Annotated in this window: 6 protein-coding genes; 3 read left to right on the plus strand and 3 right to left on the minus strand. The window is 68.9% G+C overall.

The genetic code is table 11. From position 1 onward, the window contains the following. Positions 1-32: 32 nt before the first annotated feature. Positions 33-4,157, minus strand: a complete 4,125-nt coding sequence (locus tag WBL05_RS10355) for a putative Ig domain-containing protein (RefSeq protein WP_424225714.1) — start codon at positions 4,155-4,157, stop codon at positions 33-35. 129 nt (positions 4,158-4,286) lie between these two features. Next, on the minus strand, positions 4,287-5,387 hold the full coding sequence (locus tag WBL05_RS10360; protein ID WP_424225716.1) for a pyridoxal-phosphate-dependent aminotransferase family protein: 1,101 nt from the start codon (positions 5,385-5,387) through the stop codon (positions 4,287-4,289). 173 nt (positions 5,388-5,560) lie between these two features. On the opposite strand from WBL05_RS10360, the gene WBL05_RS10365 reads away from it, so the two are divergent. Together WBL05_RS10365 and WBL05_RS10370 are read left to right on the plus strand one after the other, a co-directional pair. After that, complete coding sequence (locus WBL05_RS10365) at positions 5,561-10,615, plus strand: 2-oxoacid:acceptor oxidoreductase family protein (RefSeq protein ID WP_424225718.1); 5,055 nt, start codon at positions 5,561-5,563, stop codon at positions 10,613-10,615. Between the two features lie 13 nt (positions 10,616-10,628). After that, positions 10,629-13,457, plus strand: coding sequence for a sulfide/dihydroorotate dehydrogenase-like FAD/NAD-binding protein (locus WBL05_RS10370; protein WP_424225720.1), 2,829 nt, complete (start codon positions 10,629-10,631; stop codon positions 13,455-13,457). Between the two features lie 27 nt (positions 13,458-13,484). On the opposite strand, the gene WBL05_RS10375 is transcribed toward WBL05_RS10370, so the two are convergent. After that, positions 13,485-14,408, minus strand: a complete 924-nt coding sequence (locus WBL05_RS10375; protein ID WP_424225721.1) for a ketopantoate reductase family protein — start codon at positions 14,406-14,408, stop codon at positions 13,485-13,487. 280 nt (positions 14,409-14,688) lie between these two features. Here WBL05_RS10375 and WBL05_RS10380 point away from each other — a divergent pair. Beyond that, the coding region (locus tag WBL05_RS10380) for a DUF222 domain-containing protein (RefSeq protein WP_424225723.1) at positions 14,689-15,321 on the plus strand (633 nt) is incomplete at its 3' end.

The raw sequence follows: 15,321 nt of genomic DNA on the forward strand, positions 1-15,321 counted from the left end.
GAACCCATGGGTGTGAGGTTAGCGCCGGGCTGCTATCCGTTGCTGCCAGGGGCGTCGGGGACCGGGTTCACGGTGAGCGTCAGGCTGGCGTTGGCGGTCCTTGCCTGGCTGTCGGTGACGGTGACCTCGATGGTGACCTGTTCGGTGGTGTTCGGGGTACCGGACAGCTGACCGGTCGGTGACAGGTTCAGCCACGCGGGCAGCTGGCTGCTGGTGGTCCACGAGTAAGGGGCGGTGCCGCCGGTCGCAGCCAGGGTGGTGGAGTAGTGCTCGTTCACCGTGGCTGCCGGCAGGTCGTCGGTGGCCACCACCAGGGTGTCGTCGTCGTGGATGGTCACTCGCAGGCTGCGGCTCACCCGGCTCGACTGGGCGTCGGTGACCGAGACCTGGATGGTGTGTTCCCCGGCGGTTGTCGGGATGCCGACCAGCTCGCCCCCGGACAGTTCGATGCCATCGGGAAGGTCCTCGGCCGTCCACCGGTATGGGCCGATGCCGCCGGTGGCGGTCAGGGCCGCCGAATAGGGGTGCCCGACCATCGCCGCCGGCAGGGCGTCCACGGTGATCAACAGCGGCGGCTGGGTGATGGAGAGTTGCAGGTTGGTGGTCGCGCGGGTGTCCCGGGTGTCGGTGACGGTGACCGCGATGGTGACCGGACCGCTGGTGTGGCTGGCGGGGGTGCCGCTCAGCACTCCGTTGCCGGACAGGCTGAGGCCCTCCGGCAGTTTGCTGCTGGTCGACCAGGTGTACGGACCCACCCCGCCGGTGGCGGCCAGCGTCCGGGTGTAGAAGGCGCCTGCTGTGGCGTCCGCGAGTGTGCTGGTGGTGATCTGCAGTGGCGCCGGCTGCACGGTGATGGTCAGGCTGCCGGTGGTGCTGGTGTCCCAGGCGTCGGTGACGGTGAGCTGGATGGTGACCGGTTCGGTGGTGTGGCCCGTCGGGGTGCCGCTGAGCACACCGCTGGCTGACAGGGCTAGACCGGCCGGCAAGGTGCTGTCGGTCGTCCAGTTGTACGGCTTGACGCCGCCGCTGGCCGCCAGCTGGTGCGAGTACGGGACGCCGACCGTGGCGTCCGGCAGGCCGTCGGTGGCGACCGCGAGGTCGGCCGGGGCGACTGTGAGGGTCAGGTTGACCGTGGTGGTGGTGTCCCAGTCGTCGGTGACGGTGATGGTGACGTTGGCCGCGGTTGGGGTGTGGCTTTCCGGGGTGCCGCCCAGTTCGCCCTGCGGTGACAGGTTGAGCCCGGCCGGGAGCCCGCTGGCGGTCCAGGTGTAGGGCGCCACGCCGCCGACCGCGTGCAGAGTGGTGGCGGGGTAGGCGTCGCCGGCCTTGCCGGCCGGCAGGGTGCTGGTGGCGATCGCCAGCGGTGCCGGATTGACGTTGAGGGTCACGCTGCCGGTGGTCGAGAGGTTCCAGCTGTCGGTGACGGTGACCCAGATGGTGATCGGGGTCGTGGTGTGGCTGACCGGGGTGCCGGTCAGTTCGCCGGACTCGGACAGGCTCAGCCAGCTCGGCAGGGCACCGGCGGTCGACCAGGTGTAGGGTGCGACGCCACCGCCCGCCGCCAGGGTTGCCGAGTACTCCTCGCCGGCGGTCGCGTCCGGTAGGCCGGTGCTCACCACGGCGAGGTTGGCCGGGAGCACGCTGAGGGCCAGATTGGCGGTGGACTCGATGCCCCAGTCGTCGGCGACGGTGACCTCGACCGAGACCGCCGCCGAGGTGGCAGTGGTCGGCGTCCCGGTCAGCGTCCCGTCGCTGGCCAGGCTGAGCCCGTCGGGCAGCGTGCTGGTGGTCGACCACTCGTACGGGGCGATGCCGCCGGTCGCGGTCAGGGTCTGCGAGTAGGGCTGGTCGACCATCGCGTTCGGCAGGCTGTTGGTGGTGATCTCCAACGGCTGCGGGTTGACCCTGAAGGTCAGCTCGACGGTGCTGCTGGTGTCCCAGTCGTCGGTCACCGTGATGGCCAGCGACATCGGATCAGCTGTGGCCTGGGTCGGGGTGCCGCTGAGCACACCGCTGTCCGACAGGGTCAGCCCGGCCGGCAGTTTGGTGCTTGTCGACCAGCTGTAGGGCGGGACGCCGCCGGTCGCGGTCAGGCTCTGGGTGTACGGCTTGTCGAGGGTGGCGTCGGGCAGGCCGGTGGTGGTCACCACCAACTCTTCGGGTTGGACGTCGAGCTCGAGCGTGACGCTGTTGGTGCCGCCGCGCCGGTCGGTCACAGTCACCACGAGCGATACCGGCCCATCGGTATGGCTGGTCGGGGTGCCGCTGAGTACGCCGGCGGTGGACAGGGTCAGCCCGGCGGGCAGTGAACTGGTGGTGCTCCACTGGTAGGGGGCGTTGCCGCCGGCCGCGGACAGGGTGTGCGAGTAGGGCGTGCCGACGGTCGCGTCCGGCAGTTCGCTGGTGGTGACCTCCAGCGGTGCGTGACCCTCGACGCCGACCGGGGTGGTGCGCTGGTTGGTGGTGCCGTCGCCCAACCGGCCCTGGCCGTTGTGGCCCCAGCACTTGGCGCCTCCGGTGGCGGTCAGCGCGCAACTGTGGAAGTCGCCGGCGCCGATGGCAGCCACTGCCGAGGTCAGGCCGACCACATCGGTGGGCTGTGACCGCCTGGTGGTGCTGCCGTCGCCGAGCTGACCGTTGGTGTTCAGGCCCCAGCACCTGGCTGCCCCGGTGTTGGTGATCGCGCAGGTGTGGCTGTTGCCGGCGGTGATCGCGGAGACACCGGAGCCCAGCCCGGTGGTGGTCACCGGCGTGTACGAGCGTGCGGTGGTGCCGTCGCCGAGCTGACCGTTGTTGTTGTTGCCCCAGCACTTGGTCTGGTCGCCGGTAACCGCGCAGGAGTGGAACTCGCCGGTGGCGAGGGCGGTCACGCCGGCACCGAGCCCGGTCACCTCGACCGGCACCCGCCTGCCGACGTTGGTGTTGTCGCCCAACTGGCCGTACTGGTTGTTGCCCCAGCACTTGACGCCGTCACCGGTGGCGGCACAGTTGTGCCAGGTGTTGCCGCTGATGGCGGTCACGCTGGAGCCAAGACCGGTGACCTCGACCGGTGTGTAGGAGCCGGTGCTGCTGCCGTTGCCGAGTTGGCCCTGGCCATTGTTGCCCCAGCACTTCACGCCGCCGCCGGTGGTCAGCGCACAGGTGTGGTGGGCGCCGCCGGTGACCGCCACGGCACCCGATCCCAGGCCGGCCACGTCGACCGGGGTGTTCCGGTTCTGGGTGGTGCCGTCGCCGAGTTGACCGTAGGTGTTCTCGCCCCAGCACTTGACCCGGCCATCGGCGAATACTGCGCAGGTGCGGTTGCCGGCGGCGCTGATGGCGCTGACGCCGGCAGTCAGCCCGGTCACGTCGACCGGCGTGGAGCTGTTGTCGTTGGTGCCGTCACCGAGTTGGCCCTGGGCGTTGCTGCCCCAGCACTTGACCCCGCCGTCAGTGGTCAGCGCGCAGGTGTGCGCGTTGCCGGCGGTGATTGATTGCAGCAGCCCCTCGGAGAGCAGGCCGCTGAGCCGGAACATGAACGCCGCCATGGCGTCGCGGAGGATGTCGTTTCCGGGACGGTAGGTGTTGTCCGGCCAACCGGTGGAGACTCCCGAGTGCTTCATCCATGCCATCTCCTTGTAGAACTGGACGTCGGGATCGACATCAGTGAAAGGAGAGGTGGGCGGCGTCGCGAATGCCGGTTCCCCGGCCAGCCGGTACATGAACGCTGCCATGGCGTCCCGCTTCACCGGTTGCCATGGACGGTAGGTGTTGTCCTCCTCCCAGCCGGTCGAGATGCCCGCGTGTTTCATCCACGCCATCTCCTTGTAGAACTGCGTTTCCGGGGTGATGTCGGCGAATGGCGAGGTCTCGGGCAAGTCGAACTCGGGCTCACCGGCCAGCCGGTACATGAAGGCGGCCATGGCGTCGCGGTTGACCGGCTGCCAGGGGCGGTAGGTGCCGTCAGGCCAGCCGGTGGAGATGCCGGCGTCCCTCATCCAGACCATCTCGTCGTAGAACTTGATGTCGGGCGTGATATCGCTGAACGGCTCGACTGCCGATGCCTGCGGCGCCGTGGCCCCCAGCGTCGGCACTGCCATCAGGACCGCTACCGCGACCGCGACGATGCGCCGCGGCAGGCTCGTGGTATCAGCGTGATTGCGAAGCGCGGGATTCATAAGCGATACCTCCCAAGGCGTGGACGGTCGTCGTTGAGGGCCGATCGACACCATACCAATTCACCCTCGGCGATGGGCAGCTCGTCCGCAGGCGGCACCGACATCCCACCCCTGGGGGTGGGAAGCAGATCAAGCGTGCCGCAGCGCGTCGGCCAGCGCGGCCAGGATCAATTCCACCGAGCCCGGGTTAGCGTTCGGGCCCATTAGTCCGATCCGCCAGACCGAGGACGCGTACTGCTTGACACCGGCGCCGATCTCGATGTCGTACCTGTCGAGCAGGTAGCCGCGGACCCGGGCCGAATCCACCCCATCGGGCACCTTGACCGTGGTGAGCTCCGGCAACCGGTGGCCCTCGGCGGCGAACAGTTCCAGGCCCATCTCCTGCAGGCCGGCCTGCAACGCAACGCCGGCCGCCTGGTGGCGGGCCCACACATCCGCCAACCCCTCGTCGAGGATCCGGTCGAGCGCGGCCGCCAGCGAGACCACCATCGCAACCGGTGCGGTGTGGTGGTAGGTGCGCTTCGCACCGCTCGCCTCGCCAACGTAGCCGCCCAGCATGCCGAGGTCGAGGTACCACGACTGCGGCTTCGCCACGCGGCGCTCCCAGGCGCGCTCGTTGATGGTGAATGGCGCCAGCCCCGGCGCCACCCCGAGACACTTCTGCGTCCCCGCGTAGCCGACGTCGATGCCCCAGTCGTCGGCCCGCAACTCGATGCCGCCGATCGAGGTGACCGCGTCGACCAACAACAGGGCGTCACCCTTGACGGCCCCCAGCGCGGCGATGTCTGAGCGCACCCCGGTCGAGGTCTCGGCATGCACGGCCGCGATGATCGTGGGATTGGGGTGGGCCGCGGCCAGCCGATCGGCGTCCACCGGCGTACCCCACTCGAAGTCGACCCTGACCACCTCGGCACCGCAGCGGGCCGCGACGTCGCACATCCGCTCGCCGAACAGCCCGTTGACGCCGATGACGACCACGTCCCCGGGGTGGACGGTGTTCACGAAGGCGGCCTCCATGCCGGCCGAGCCGGTCGCCGACAGCGGCAGCGTCCTGGCGTTGCTGGTACCCCAGACCTGCCGCAGACCCTCGCAGGAGTGGTCCATCGCGGCGATGAAGGCCGAATCGAGGTGACCCAGCAGGGGACGCGACAGGGCGAGGGTGGCTTCCGGGTAGGGGTTGGTTGGTCCGGGGCCGAACAGGTGGCGGAAGGGGACAGTCGTCGCTGGCATGGCTCCAGCTTGGTGCAGTCCGGGGCGTGTCGTCCAGCACGACGGTCACCAACCGAGGCCGGGCTTCGTTCTGTCAGGTCCATTGCGTAACCTTCAGGTACGACCAAACGGGTGGACAACGACTGTCCGCCCAGCCGGCCGCGAATCAATGCTGAGCGCGACGGAGGATAGAAGTGTCCGCGACACAACTCGATAAGAAGACTGAGCACCTGACGGCCAGCCGACTGTTGAACGCCCCCAAGCCGCCGCGCTACCCGGGCATCCCATCGGTGATCAACGGCAACGCCGCGGTCGCCCACGTGATGAAGCACGTCTGCGGCGGCGTCATCGGCTACCCGATCACCCCGTCCACCGAGATCAGCGAGATCTACGAGGCCGCCCGCGCCGAGGGCCAGCTCAACGTCTGGGGCAAGCACCCGTTCTTCTTCGAGCCCGAGGGTGAGCACTCCGCTCAGTCCGGTGCGCTCGGCGCGGCGTTGACCGGCGGCATGTTCGTCTCCAACGCATCGTCCAGCCAGGGCATCCTGTACGCGATGGAGTCGCACTTCGTCACCGTCGGCAAGAAGGTCGGCGGGTTCGTGCTCCAGGTCGCCGCGCGGGTGGTGAGCAAGCACTCGCTGAACGTGATGGCCGGCCATGACGACATCTACGCGCTGCTGCCGGCCGGCTACACCGTCTTCTTCGGTGCCAACCCACAGGAGGCCGCCGACCTGGCCGCGATCAGCTACCGCACCTCCGCGCTGTCGCTGATCCCGGTGGCCAATGCCATGGACGGGTTCTCCACCAGCCACATGATGTCCGAGGCCAACCTGCCCGAACCCGAGCTGCTGCGCGAGTACCTGGGCGACCCGGCCGGACGGATCGACTGCCCGACCGTCGCGCAGGAGATCATGTACGGGGCCAAGGGCCGGGTCTGGCAGCTCGAGCGGTGGCTGACCCGGCACGCCGCCGAGTTCGGGGTCTGCGAACTGGACGAGCTGCGCGACTGGCTGACCGCCAACGCCGACCGGGTCGAGGCCGACGACGCCGGTGAACTCGTCGGGCAGACCCAACGGTTCGTGCCCGCCGATTTGAACAACCAGTGGCGCCGCCAGTGGCTGGGCGCCTGGCGCAAGGGCACCCGGCAGCTGGTGCCGGCCCTGGTCGACCCGAACAACCCCGGTCTGACCGGCCCAGTGCAGAACCAGCCCGACTTCCAGGCCGGCGCAGTCGATCACCGCACCCACTTCGACTCCGAGGTGCCTCGGCTGGCCCGCCAGGCGATGGCCGAGTACGGGCGGCTGACCGGACGCCACTACTCCCCGATCCACTGCTACGGCGTCGAGGACGCCGACCACGTCTTCGTGGCGCTCGGTTCAGTGGGGGAGGACGTCCGGGCCGTGCTGCCGCACCTGCGCCGCAGCGGCCTCAAGGTCGGGCTGGTCTCGGTCAAACTCCTGCAGCCGTTCCCCGAGGCCGAGATCGTCGCGGCGCTGGCGGGCAAGAAGGCCGTCACGGTGCTGGAGCGCTCCGACCAGATGGCGCTCACCCAACTGGTCACCTCGGCACTGTTCAAGGCCGCCGCCAACGCCGCCCACCCGGGACGCTTCGCCGACATCGCGCCGATTACCACCATCCCGGCCCTCACCAGCGCCATCTTCGGGTTGGGCGGGCACGACCTGCAGCCGCGCGACCTGATCGCAGCCGCCGAGAACATGGCCGGCGACAACGCATCCCCGCTGGTCTACCTCGGGTCGACCTTCTTCTCCGACGGTGCCACCGGCAGCTTCGCCGAGCTCCAGCGCAAGCTGGCCACGGCCTACCCGGAGACCCGGTTGATGGCCCTGCCCACCGGCCAGAACCCGGAGTTGCTGCCCGACCAGGCGGTACGGATCCGCTTCCACTCGGTGGGCGGTTACGGCACCATTGCCACCGGCAAGCTGATGACCGACATCCTGGCCGGCGCGCTGGGCATGTACTCCAAGTCGGCGCCGAAGTACGGCTCGGAGAAGTCCGGGGCGGCAACCAATTACTACATCACCCTCAGCCCCGAGCCGGTTCTGGTCACCAACGCCGAACTCGAGGACGTCGAGGTCGTGCTCTCGCCAGACCACAAGGTCTTCCAGCACACCAACCCGTTGAAGGGCCTGGTCGAGGGCGGGACGCTGATCATGCAGTCCAGCGAGGGGCCCGAACAGACCTGGCAGACGCTGCCGGCGAAGGCCCGGCAGACCATCCGCGAACGGAGGATCAAGTTCTACGTGCTGGACGCCTTCTCGGTGGCCGCCAAGCATGCCCCGACCGACCAGCTGCAGACCCGCATGATGGGCATCGCGTTCATCGGCGCCCTGGTCGGCGGCTTCGACCGGCTGACCCAGGGCGGCATGTCCGGCGAAGAAGTGCACGAGAAGGTCTTCCAGCAGATCCACAAGAAGTTCGGTTCCAAGGGCAGCAAGATCGTCGCGTCCAACATGGCAGTGATCGAGGATGGGCTGGCTGCGCTGCGGCCGGTCGATTACGCATCGGACAGGTACCTCCAGATCGAGGCGAACTCCCCGGCCGGGTCGTCGCGGACGATCGACCTGTCGATCGGGCTGGCCGGCAGCGCGTGCGCGGCGTCCAACCTTTTCGACCCCGACTACTACGACCAGATCATGGGCGCGCCGTTCCGTGACGGAACCGTCGGCCGGGCGCCGGTGATGCCGGGCAGCGGGCTGTTCATCCCGGCCGGCACCGCGGCGGGCAAGAACAAGGGACTGTTCCGGCGCACCGTGCCGCTGTTCGACGCGTCGCTGTGCACCGGCTGCATGGAGTGCACCCTGGCCTGCCCGGACGCCGCGATCCCGAACGCGGTGCACGAACTGCACACGCTGATCTCAACCGCTGTCGGCATGATCGAGGTCAACGAGGCCCAGCGCGGCGCGATGCGGGAGCACGTCTACGGCATCTCCGCTCGCGTCCGCGAGCTCTACCGGGCCGGCGCCGAGGCGTCCTTCGCCGACCTGGTCGGCCAGGCGGTGGACGACCTGGTGCCCGCCACCTCCGGGGCCTACCTGCGCCGCAACTACACCGCAGTGGTCGAGCTGTTGCGCACCTTCCCGGTGGCGAGGACCCGGCCGTTCTTCGACGCGCTGGAGCGCGAGACCCCCGGCAACGGTGGCCTGTACTCGGTGACCATCGACCCTTGGAAGTGCACTGGCTGCCTGGAGTGCGTCGACGTCTGCGGCCCGCAAGCGCTGACCTCGACCGTGCAGACCCCAGCCGTCGAGGAACGGCTGGAAGCCGGTCTGGAGTTCCTGGCCAAGACCCCGAACACGCCGGCCAAGTTCACCGCTGGCGCCGTCGACCCGGGCGGTGACACCAAGCGGTTGCTCCTCGACCGGAACAACTACTACGCCGTCACCGGCGGCCACGGCGGTTGCCGCGGCTGCGGCGAGGTGACCAGCACCCGGATGGTGGTGGCGACCAGCCATGCGCTCGGCGCCAAGCGGCAGTCGGAGCAGCGGGCCACGCTCGACCAGCTGGCCGGCCTGCTCGCCCAGCAACTGCGCACACTGCCTGACGTCGCCGCACCCCGGGCCGGGCGGTTGAAGACGGCGCTGGCCGAGATCGAGAAGAACCTCTACCTGCTCGAGGGCGGACCGACCGGCAAGGGACCGGCCACCACGGTGGTCACCAACTCGACCGGCTGCTCCAGCGTCTACTCGTCCACCATGCCCTACAACGCGTTCACCGACCCGTGGGTGAACAGCCTCTTCCAGGATGCCCAACCGCTTGCCAAGGGTGTGTTCGAAGGGCTGGCCACGCGCGCGGTCGACCTGGTCAAGGCGATCCGGACGGCCCGGCTCGAACTGGCCGACAGCTACGACCCGGCCGTCCACGACGACGAACTCGCCACGCTGAGCTGGGCCGACTTCACCGACGAGGAGCTGGCCCTGATGCCGACGGTGCTGACCATCGGCGGCGATGGCGCCAGCTACGACATCGGCTTCGGTGCCATGTCGCGCATCCTCGCCTCCCCGACGCCGATCAGGATGATGGTGCTGAACACCGGCGCCTACTCCAACACCGGCGGCCAGGCGTCCACGGCCAGCCTGCCCGGCCAGGACTCCGACCTGGCCCGGGTCGGGGCGGCGCACTCGGGCAAGACCGAGAGCCGCAAGGAACTGGGCCTGCTGGCCTCGTTCCACGCCAACACCTATGTGGTGGCCACCGCCACCGCAATGCAGGGACACTTCCTGCGGGCAACCATGGACATGTTGAACTACTTCGACGGTCCCGCCCTGATGGACGTTTACACCCCCTGCCAGGGCGAGCACGGCATCGGCGACAACATGGCCAACCGGCGTGGTCGGCTGGCGGTCGAGTCGCGGATGGCCCCGCTGTTCATCCACGACCCGCGCCGCGGCGAGGCGCTGCACGATTGGTTCGACCTGGACGGCAACCCCGACCCCGACCAGACCTGGACCACCCAGACCCTGGAGTACGTCGACGACAACGGACAACTGGCCCTGTTCGAGTGCCCGCTCACCCCGGCCAGCTTCGCCATCGGCGAGACCCGGTTCGCCAAGCAGTTCAGCAAGCTGACCGGTGACCTGGAGCCGATCGCGGTGCCGGTCGAGGAGTACATCGACCTGCCGGAGTCCGCCCGCGCCGCCCACGTGCCGTTCATCTGGAGCACCGACGCCGACCTGCGGCTGATCAGGGTCAAGATCGACGCCCCGATCGTGCACCTGGTCGAGGAACGCCGCCGGTACTGGCAACTGCTGCAGTACCTGGCCGGGGTCAACCTTGACCAGTTGAAGGCACTGCACAAGGCCGATCTGGCCGACCTGCAGGCCCGCTACGACCAGGCGATGGCCGCCCGCGAGAGCTCGATGGACGAGATCGCCCGGGCGATGAGCGAACTGGCCGCGTCCACCGCAGCCCAACCGGTGACCACCTTCGGCGGCGGCTTCGGCGGGTTCGGTGCCATGGGTCAGCCGGCGGCATCCTCCTCGGCGGCGCAGGCCGGCGGCCGACCGGCGGTGGAGTTGGCCGTTGAGGACATCGACAGGTGCACCGACTGCAAGAACTGCTGGCAGGAGGTACCTGAGCTGTTCGAACGCACAAAGGTGATCGTGGACGGGCAGGCCAAGGTGGCGGCCCGGCTGATTCCGGGCGCGCTCGAGAAGGTCGAGGTGACCGAAGACCTGAAGCGCCGGATCGCCAAGGTCGTGGCCAACTGCGACGCAGAGATCATCCACTGAGGGGATGGAGCAGATGAGCACCGACATCCGTGACGACCTCACCCGCTACCTGAAGGCGTCCGAGGCGTTGACCCGGACCGCGAGCGAGGTTGAACAACTCGGCCGCTCCGAAGCGGTCGAGACCTATCGAAGCCAGCTCGACCTGCTGGGCCGCCGGCTGCAGACCAACCCGCGAGCGTTCCGCGAGATGTTCATCACCGACGGCATGGGCGCGGTGGCGGCCGAGTTCCGGCAACCCGAGCTGTCGGTCGAGTTCGCCACCACCCTGTGGGACAAGCTGCTGGCCGGCAACGACGCGTCCCTGGTGTTGATGAGGTTCATCTGGAACCTGCCGTTGGGCGGCAAGCGCAAGTTCATTCGCGCGCTCGATCAGCATTTGTCCGGCCGCTATCCGGTGTTCGCGGGGCTCAGCGACGGCTGGCCGGCCAACTCCGCGATCCCGCCGTACGTACGGACGCCGGAGGAGCGCAGCGAGGACTTCGAGTTGGTGAACCAGGGCTACCTCGGTTACCTCTCCCTGGGCTACACCCAGCGCGAGGTCGACCTGCTGGTCTGGCTCGAGGCGCTGCGCGACAAGCAGTGCGCCGACAAGCCCTGTCAGTTGGGCGAGCTGCTGGCCGGCCGCAAGGAGCCCAAGGGCGGCTGCCCGGTGCAGGTGGCGATCCCCGACATGATGCAGCTGCTGGGCACCGGGCACTTCCGGGAGGCGATGGACCTTATCGAGTCGATCAACCCGCTGCCCAACGTCACCGGACGGGTCTGCCCGCAGGAGCTGCAGTGCCAGTCGGTCTGCGCCCACTCCGGGCGTCCGATCGAGATCGGCCAGTTGGAGTGGTTCCTGCCGCAACGCGAGCGGCTGGTCAACCCGGGCGGCAACACCGCCAAGTACGTCGGCGTCCCGGACCCGTGGCAGCTGGCCACCAAACCGCCGATCGCGGTGGTGGGGTCCGGGCCATCCGGGCTGATCAACGCCTTCCTGTTGGCGGCCGAGGGTCACCCGGTCACTGTGCTGGAGGCCTTCCACCGGCTCGGTGGTGTGCTGCGCTACGGAATCCCGGAGTTCCGGCTGCCCAACTCGCTGATCGACGACGTGGTGGGCAAGATCGAGGCGCTGGGCGGCAGGTTCGTCACCAACTTCGTGGTCGGCAAGACCGCCACGCTTGCCGAGCTGAAGGACGCCGGGTTCGCGCACATCTTCGTCGGCTCCGGCGCCGGTCTACCCAGGTTCATGAACGTACCGGGTGAGCACCTGCTCAACGTGATGAGCGCCAACGAGTTCCTCACCCGGGTGAATCTGATGCAGGGCCACCAGGACGACTACGAGACCCCGCTGCCGGTCTGCCGAGGCAAGCAGGTGATGGTGGTCGGCGGCGGCAACACCGCGATGGACGCCGCCCGCACCGCCCGCAGGCTGGGTGGCCACGTCACCATCGCTTACCGGCGCACCCAGGACGAGATGCCGGCCCGGGTCGAGGAGCTTCAGCACGCGCTGGAGGAGGGCGTCCAATTGGCGACCCTGCGCTCACCGCGGGAGTTCATCGGCGACGACGCCACGCACTTCGTCCGGGCCGCGGTGCTGGAGGTAATGGCACTGGGCGAGCCGGATGCCTCCGGCCGGCGCCGGCCAGTGGCTACCGGGCAGACCGAGACCGTCGCAGCCGACCTGGTGATCATGGCTCTGGGCAACTCGGCCAACCCGATCATCAAGGACTCCGAGCCCACGTTGACGGTCACGACCGCTGGTGCGCTGGAGCTCACCGAGGGCAGCCAGGCCACCTCGATCGACGGCGTGTACTCGGGCGGCGACGCCACTCGGGGCGGGTCCACCGCGGTCAAGGCGGCCGGTGATGGTCAGGCGGCCGCGCGCGAGATCACCGAGGCGTCCGACCTGCCGGCGGCCGAGATCCGCGCCATGGTGGCCCGGGCCCGACGGTTCAGCGACCTGGCCGGGGCCGCCAATGTCATCACCGGACGCCGCGAACTTGGTCAGGGCATCGTCGAGCTGGAGGTCTACGCACCGCTGATCGCCCGCTCGGCCCGCGCCGGGCAGTTCGTCCGGGTGCTGGGGGAGCCCAAGGGTGAACTGATCCCGCTGACGCTGGCCGACTGGGACGCCGAGGCCGGCACCATCGTGCTGGTCGTGCAGGGCATGGGCACCAGTAGCCGGCGGATCAACCAGCTGTCGGTTGGCGACCAGTTGGCCGGGGTGGCCGGCCCGCTCGGCCAGCCCAGCGAGTTGCACCGGTTCGGTGCTGATCAGACCGTGGTCTTCACCGCGGGCGGGGTGGGCCTGCCGCCGGTCTACCCGATCGCGCGGGAGCACCTGCGGCTGGGCAACCACGTCACCCTGATCGCCGGGTTCCGGAATGCCGACCTGCTGTTCTGGGTCGGCGAGGGCGAGCGGGTGGATGCGCTGCAGGCCGAGTTCGGTGACCTGCTCGACGTCGTCTACACCAGCAACGACGGCTCGTTCGGCATCGAGGGGTTCGTGACGGTTCCGCTCAAGCAGATGCTGGATGCCAATGAGGGCGGCGAGGGACGCCGGATCGCCGAGATCACCACGATCGGCCCGCCGTTGATGATGCGGTCGGTCTCGGACCTTTCGAAGCCGTACGGGGTGCGGACCATCGCATCGCTGAACTCCATCATGGTGGACGCCACGGGCATGTGCGGGGCCTGCATGGTGCCGTTCGTGGCGGACGGCAGGCTGGTCCGCAAGCACGCCTGCATCGACGGCCCCGAGCTCGACGTGCACGCGATCGATTGGGACAAGTTCCTCCCGCGGTTCAACCTGTTCAAGGCGCAGGAGGCGCAGAGCCGAGCCAGGCACGGTTTCGCCTGAACGCAACCGTTGTGGACGCCTGACGGGTCAGCCACGTGGGTGGCTGGCCCGCAGCGCCCACAGCAGCGCCTGGTTGTAGGGGACGCCGATGCCGTGTCGCTCACCGAGCGCGACCACGCGGCCGGCGAAGGTCTCGACCTCGGTCTCGCGACCTGAGTTGGCGTCCTGCGCCATCGACGTCCACCCGGCTGCCGGCATGTTCGCCAGTACTCGGTCCCAGTTCGCGATGTCCTCCTCGCCAAGTGCGACCCCTTCGGCTTCGGCGACCAGCAGCACCTCGGACATCAGCGCCTTCATCAGCTGCCGGGCATCGCCGTCGTCCTGAAAGGCACCGTAGGGGGCGTGCAGCAGCGCGGAGGCCTGGTTGATCCCGACGTTGAAGAAGAACTTCGACCAGATGACGTGCCGCATGTCGGGCGGGGTCTGCCAGTCCAGGCCGGCACGGTCGAGGGCGCGCTGCACCTTGGCGACCAGTGGGTCTGGTTCCGGACCGTTATCGGCCCGCCCGAAGACCAGCCGGCCGGCTTGCCGGAACCGGATCTCGTTGCCGTCGCGTTCGGCGTCCATGCCCAACGCGACACACAGCAGCACCCGGGCGGTGCCGTAGCGGGCGGCGATCCTGTCCTCCGAATCCAGTCCGTTCAGGATCGACAGGATGATCGTCTCGGGGCCGACGACCGCGGCGGCGTCCTCGATGGCCTGCCCGAGGTGACGGTCCTTGACGGCGAAGATCACCAGGTCGGCCGGCTGGACGGGCCGGTCGGAGTCGACGTCGATCACCGAGGCCACCAGTGGCGTTCCGTTAACCGTCAGCCCGGCGCGCAGCCGCTCAGCCCGCTCACCGCGCGCGATCAGGTCGATATCGAACCCGGCCGGGGCGAAGTGGGACGCGTACATGCCGCCCATCGCACCTGCGCCGACGATTGCGATCCGTTGAATCTCACCAGTCATGACGGTCACTCTAGGGGCGCCATTGTGGGGATCCGGCTCGGGTGGCCCGGGCCTGGGCCCGAGCCAGCCGGCGGCGGGTCTGGCGTGTGCATGACAGCCATCCGGGCTCTGGCACCCTTGCCACACCCGCCCTTCGCCTCCGCCAGTCCGCTCGGACTGTTTTCCTCACCCACCCCTGCACCTGCATCGTGCGAACCGCCCTGGAAAATATGGGAACAAAGTTTCGGGCAAAGACGATCAGTGGTCGATTTTTGTCAGTCCTGTCCGGTTGACTTGTCCCATGAGCGATACATCTGTCCCAGAAGAAGACTCACCAGTCCCGGAGGAACAGGCCTTCCAGCCGCCGCCACCCGAGGATGTCCGCGCCGCGTTCGCCGCCCTGGACCACGCCCACCAGCAGCGGCTGGCCGCCGAGGTGAGCGAACTGGTGGCGATCGTGCACGCCGCCGACCTCTATCAGGTCGACCAGGAAGCCGTGCTGGACGGCATGGAACGCCTCGTCCAGCCCGGCCATGACGGCACACCGTTAGTGGGTGAGTTCCTGGCCACCGAAATCGGCCCACTACTCGGCGTCTCACCGCAGTCGGCGATGGGCCGGATCGGAGACGCCCTGGATCTGCGGCACCGGCTGCCCAAACTGTGGACCACGGTGCTGGCCGGGCGGGTGGAGGTTTGGCAGGCGTTGAAGGTCTGCCAGGCCACCGCACAACTGTCCGCGGACGCGGCGGCGAGGGTGGACAAGCAGTTGGCGGACGCACTGAAAGCGTGGCCGTGGCCGCGAGTCATGCGGGCACTGCCGGCCTGGATCATCCAAGCCGACCCGGACGCCGCCCGCGACCGCGCCGAAACAGCAGCCAAGGACCGGCACCTGCGCCTGTCCCCGATCAACGACGGGCATGTGGCGATGTGGGGG

It is taken from the genome of Brooklawnia sp. (assembly GCF_049651565.1).
In the GTDB taxonomy this organism is placed as follows: domain Bacteria; phylum Actinomycetota; class Actinomycetes; order Propionibacteriales; family Propionibacteriaceae; genus Brooklawnia.